The 5,186-nt window shown below is 59.5% G+C and carries 7 protein-coding genes; 2 read left to right on the plus strand and 5 right to left on the minus strand.

The window, feature by feature from the left end; translation table 11 throughout:
* Together cobA and ERD80_RS20355 are read left to right on the plus strand one after the other, a co-directional pair.
* The coding region (gene cobA / locus ERD80_RS20350) for a uroporphyrinogen-III C-methyltransferase (protein WP_136548320.1) at positions 1 to 738 on the plus strand (738 nt) is incomplete at its 5' end.
* A gap of 72 nt (positions 739 to 810) precedes the next feature.
* Entirely contained in the window at positions 811 to 1,257 is a 447-nt protein-coding gene (locus ERD80_RS20355) for a hypothetical protein (RefSeq protein WP_136548322.1), read from the plus strand.
* Between the two features lie 40 nt (positions 1,258 to 1,297).
* Here the strand turns inward: ERD80_RS20355 and trpS are convergent, their stop codons facing one another.
* From trpS to ERD80_RS20380, 5 genes are all read right to left on the minus strand, one after another.
* Positions 1,298 to 2,302 carry a tryptophan--tRNA ligase gene (trpS, locus tag ERD80_RS20360; RefSeq protein WP_058770971.1) on the minus strand — a complete coding sequence of 335 codons (1,005 nt, stop codon included), beginning with the start codon at positions 2,300 to 2,302 and terminating at the stop codon, positions 1,298 to 1,300.
* Positions 2,303 to 2,317: 15 nt separating this feature from the next.
* Positions 2,318 to 2,995 carry a phosphoglycolate phosphatase gene (locus ERD80_RS20365; protein WP_021507426.1) on the minus strand — a complete coding sequence of 226 codons (678 nt, stop codon included), beginning with the start codon at positions 2,993 to 2,995 and terminating at the stop codon, positions 2,318 to 2,320.
* A complete protein-coding gene (gene rpe / locus ERD80_RS20370) occupies positions 2,979 to 3,662 on the minus strand; it encodes a ribulose-phosphate 3-epimerase (protein ID WP_021507425.1) in 684 nt (227 codons plus the stop codon). Before rpe ends, ERD80_RS20365 begins: the two co-directional genes overlap by 17 nt.
* A 65-nt stretch (positions 3,663 to 3,727) precedes the next feature.
* The gene (dam, locus tag ERD80_RS20375) at positions 3,728 to 4,540 is read right to left on the minus strand and encodes an adenine-specific DNA-methyltransferase (protein WP_021507424.1); all 813 of its coding nucleotides are present in this window, start codon (positions 4,538 to 4,540) and stop codon (positions 3,728 to 3,730) included.
* Between the two features lie 96 nt (positions 4,541 to 4,636).
* Positions 4,637 to 5,186, minus strand: a 550-nt coding sequence (locus tag ERD80_RS20380; protein WP_211145606.1) for an SPOR domain-containing protein, incomplete at its 5' end; no start/stop codon positions are given.

Genomic DNA, 5,186 nt, shown 5'->3' on the forward strand with positions numbered 1-5,186 from the left:
GCGCCGCTGACGCAGCAGGGCGAAGTCGTGCTGGTGGGTGCCGGGCCGGGCGATGCCGGTCTGCTGACGCTGAAAGGGCTTCAGGCTATCCAGCAGGCTGATGTGGTGGTGTATGACCGGCTGGTGTCGGAGCCGGTCCTTAATCTGGTGCGGCGCGATGCCGAACGCCTCTTCGTGGGTAAACAGGCGGGCCATCACTGCGTGCCGCAGGAACAAATCAACCAGCTGCTGCTGGAGCAGGCGCAGCGCGGCAAGCGTGTGGTGCGCCTCAAAGGCGGCGATCCCTTTATTTTTGGCCGCGGCGGCGAAGAGCTGGAGGTGCTGGCGCAGCATAACATCCCGTTCAGCGTGGTGCCGGGCATCACCGCCGCCTCCGGCTGTGCCGCCTACAGCGGTATTCCCCTCACCCACCGCGACCATGCCCAGAGCGTGCGCTTCGTCACCGGCCATCTGCAGCAGCACGGCGAAATGGAGTGGGGCAAACTGGCGGCGGAGCAGCAGACGCTGGTGTTTTATATGGGCCTCAGCCAGGCGGCCGAAATTCAGCAGCAGCTGTTACGGCACGGGATGGACGCAGCGATGCCGGTGGCTATCGTGCAGCACGGCACCACGCCGCAGCAGCGCGTCGCCTGCGCCACGCTGCAGGAGCTGGCGACGCTGGCACAGCAGTTTGCCAGTCCGGCGCTGATCATTGTGGGCCGCGTGGTCAGCCTGCGCACGCAGCTGCGCTGGTTCTGATGCGGTAAAATACTGTACAGCGCTGCGCTTTGCCGCCAGACTGAGCAGCCAAATCAATCACAAGGAGTTTCCATGCGCATTATTTCTCTGGCCGCGGCGCTGCTAATGCCGCTGAGCATGGCGGTGAGTGCCGCCCCGGTGACGTGGTCAACGGTCACGGGCGAATGGCAGGTGGTTGCCGTGACGCCGAAAAAGGAGAACGGCCAGATTTACATCAAAAACGATCCGCAGTTTATGGGCGCGCGCGTGGCGTTTAAACCCAATGCGATTAGCTGGACGCGCGGTACTGCCGAACGCGGCATCAATCCGGCGACCGACAATTGCCAGGGCAAACCGCGCCTGAGTGCCGCCAGCGGGGCCGGACAGGATCGTGATTTCAGCTTTCGCTATGGCTTCAACGTGCACTGTGGCAATCAGGCGTGGGGACCGGCACCGGGCGCGGTACTGAGCGTGCTGGCCGACGGCAATGCGCGGCTATTCTGGGATGGCGCAGAGCTGACGCTGCATCGGGTGAAGTAAAGCCTGCGGGGCGCGTTGTGCTGCGCCCCGGCAAACCGGCTTATGGCTGCGCCACGAAGCCTACGGCGTCATACACTTTCTTCAGCGTTTCCTGGGCATGCGCACGGGCTTTCGCTGCGCCATCGCGCATCACCTGGTTGAGGAACGCTTCGTCATTGCGGAAACGATGATACCGCTCCTGCAGCTCAGTCAGCATCTCAGACACAGCATCTGCCACCGCGCCTTTCAGGTGACCATACATTTTGCCTTCGAACTCCTGCTCCAGCTGCGCAATCGACTTACCGGTCACGCCTGACAGGATATCCAGCAGGTTAGACACGCCCGCTTTCTCTTTGATGTCGTAACGCACCACCGGCGGCTCTTCCGAGTCGGTCACTGCACGCTTAATCTTCTTCACCACCGATTTGGTGTCTTCCAGCAGACCAATCACGTTGTTGCGGTTGTCATCGGATTTCGACATCTTCTTCGTCGGCTCCAGCAGTGACATCACGCGCGCGCCGGACTTCGGAATAAACGGCTCAGGAATTTTAAACACGTCGCCGTACAGCGCATTGAAGCGCGCGGCGATATCGCGGCTCAGCTCAAGGTGCTGCTTCTGATCTTCGCCGACCGGTACCTGGTTAGTCTGATACAGCAGAATATCGGCCGCCATCAGCACTGGATAATCGAACAGACCGGCGTTGATGTTCTCTTCGTAACGTGCCGATTTGTCCTTGAACTGCGTCATGCGGCTCAGCTCGCCGAAGTAGGCGTAGCAGTTCAGCACCCAGCTCAGCTGCGCGTGCTCCGGTACGTGCGACTGCACGAAGATGGTGCTTTTTTCCGGATCGATACCGCAGGCAAGGTACAGCGCCAGCGTATCCAGCGTGGCTTTGCGCAGCGCGGCCGGGTCCTGACGAACGGTGATGGCGTGCAGATCGACGATGCAGTAAATGCAGTGGAAATCATCCTGCATCTGCACCCACTGACGCAGCGCACCCATGTAGTTGCCAATGGTCAGTTCACCGGAAGGCTGGGCGCCGCTGAAAACGATGGGTTTGCTCATGTTATGTCCTGATAATCACAGCCCGAGAACGGGCAAAAGTTCGCTAAAAGTATCGAGAGTTAAATCGGGCTGGCTGGTGGCAATCGGCTCACCGTAGTTGTAGCCGAAGGTCATCGCAACGTTTGGCACGCCCGCCGCCTGGGCAGCGAGAATATCATTGCGCGAATCACCGACAAACAGTAATTGTCCTGGAAGCACGCCGAAACGGCCGAGAACGAGGAAAATCGCCGCCGGATGTGGTTTTTTCACCACCACATCGTCGCCGCCGATGATCAGAGAAAAGTAGTCGGCAATGCCGAGCGACTGCAGCAGCGGAGCAACAAACGGTGTGGGTTTGTTGGTGACGATGGCCAGCGGCAGACCGCTGGCGTGCAGCGCGGCCAGCGTCTCCTGCACCTGTGGAAACAGCGTACTGCCGGCTTCCACCGTTGCGGCGTAATGTTTGTCGAACAGCGCACGCGCGTCGCGCTGCTCGTCGGCCTGCGGCTCACGGCCCAGCGCCCAGCTGAGCGCCCGCGCCATCATGATGTCCGCACCGTTGCCAATCCAGGTTGAGACGCGCTCAACGCCTGCGGGCGGCAGCTGCAAATCGGCCAGCGCCAGATCGATCGCCTGTGCCAGGCCTGGCGCGCTGTGCACCAGCGTGCCATCGAGATCGAACGCCAGCGCGCGGATATCAGTGAAATGAGCCATTAACTTTCTCCAGTTCGCTGCGCATCTCATCGATCACCTTCTTGTAATCCGGATGACCGAAGATCGCCGAGCCGGCAACAAACATATCGGCACCGGCCGCCGCGATCTGACCGATGTTATCGATCTTCACGCCGCCATCCACTTCCAGACGGATTTGATAACCGCTCTGGTCAATGCGACGACGCGCTTCGCGCAGTTTATCCAGCGTGCCTGGAATAAAGGACTGGCCGCCGAAGCCGGGGTTGACCGACATCAGCAGAATGATGTCGAGCTTATCCATCACGTAATCGAGATAGCTGAGCGGCGTTGCCGGATTGAACACCAGACCGGCTTTACAGCCGTGCTCTTTGATCAGCTGCAGCGTACGGTCAACGTGCTCGCTGGCTTCGGGATGGAAAGTAATGAAGCTGGCACCCGCTTTGGCGAATTCCGGAATCAGCGCATCGACCGGTTTGACCATCAGATGCACATCGATGGGCGCGGTGATGCCGTAATCGCGCAGCGCTTTCAGCACCATTGGCCCCATGGTCAGATTGGGAACATAGTGGTTGTCCATCACATCGAAATGCACCACGTCGCCACCGGCTTCCAGCGCTTTAGCGGTATCTTCGCCCAGGCGGGCAAAATCAGCGGCAAGGATTGATGGGGCCAATAAAAATTGTTTCATCCGAATCTCCCAATTTTGTGCGCCAGCCGGAGCTGGCGTGATGCGTTGGTCGCGGACGAAACAGGCTAGCGGAAAAGCGCCAGCAGTTCGTCAACCTGAGTGCGACCACTTATGCTTCGGCTGATGGAACGCCGGGCTTTAACTACGTGTAAATCCGCATGCTGATACCACTCGCGCGTCAGCAGGGTATCGTGGTTTGAAATCAGTACCGGGATGCGGCTCTCCTGCGCCAGCTTACTGGCCAGTTCCGCCAGATGCTGCTGCTCACGCAGGCTAAAGCTGTTGGTGTGGTAAGCGGTAAAATTAGCCGTCGCCGACAGCGGCGCGTACGGCGGATCGCAATAAACCACTGAGCCTGCAGGGGCGTTGCCCAGAGTAACATCGTACGATTCACAGACAAAGGTGGCTTTTTGCGCGCGCTCGGCGAACCATAACAGTTCGGCTTCCGGGAAGTACGGCTTACGATAGCGACCAAAGGGCACATTAAATTCACCGCGCAGGTTGTAACGGCACAGGCCGTTGTAACCGTGGCGGTTGAGATAAAGAAACAGCACGGCGCGCTGATAGGTATCCGTGCTGGCGTTGAACGCCGTACGCTGGGCGTAATAGGTTTCCGCCGTATTGCCGCTGGCGCTGAACAGCTGGCGCGCGTCTTCAATAAACGAGGCGGTGCGCGTTTTAACGATATTGTAGAGATTGATCAGATCACCGTTGATGTCCGCCAGGTGATAACGGTCATAATCGGTGTTGAGGAATACGGAACCGGCGCCGACAAAAGGTTCGATTAAACAATCACCTTGTGGCAGATGACGACGGATATCGTCAAGCAGCGGGTATTTCCCTCCGGCCCATTTCAGGAAAGCGCGATTTTTCTTCATGCTGTCGTGGCTATTACATCTTAATTATTGGCTGTGGCGAAACCGACAGCAGATCTGCGCTTAGAACGGGGCCGCAGCAGCGCGGCCCCACATCACTTACTGGCTCTCTTTCTTCACCTGGCTGAGCGGTTTAACCCACGGGTTCGCCGCACGCACTTCCGCCGGCAGTGAAGCTACTGCACGTTTGGCTTCGGCCGGTGTGGCATAAGCGCCGCTCACCAGCACGTACCACGGCTGGCCGTTACGCGTGGTTTTATACACGTGATAACCGCTCAGATTCTGTTTCTTCGCCCAGGCGTTCAGGCTCGCTTCTTTCGACGCACCGCTCAGCTGCAGCGTGTAGTTGCCGCCCGATGGCAGCGACTTGCTGGCACCGCCACTGCTGGCCGGTGCGCTGTTGTGCGCGGTGGTGGTGTGCGTTTTGTTCTCTTTCACTGCAGCCGGTTTGCTGGCAGCCGGGGTTTTGTGGCTGCTGCTGGCACCGAGGCTGCGCGGTGGCGTCTCAGCGCGTACCGCCGGCGGCGTGACCGCTTTGCCAGCGCTGCCGCTGACCGTTGCCGGTGCGGTAGGCAGCGAACTGTTGCCCTGTGCGCCCTGCGCCGCGGCATCAACGGAACCCTGCTGATTATTCAGCGCGGTATTGAGC

Source organism: Pantoea sp. R102, assembly GCF_004916815.1.
Taxonomy (GTDB): Bacteria; Pseudomonadota; Gammaproteobacteria; order Enterobacterales; family Enterobacteriaceae; genus Pantoea; species Pantoea dispersa.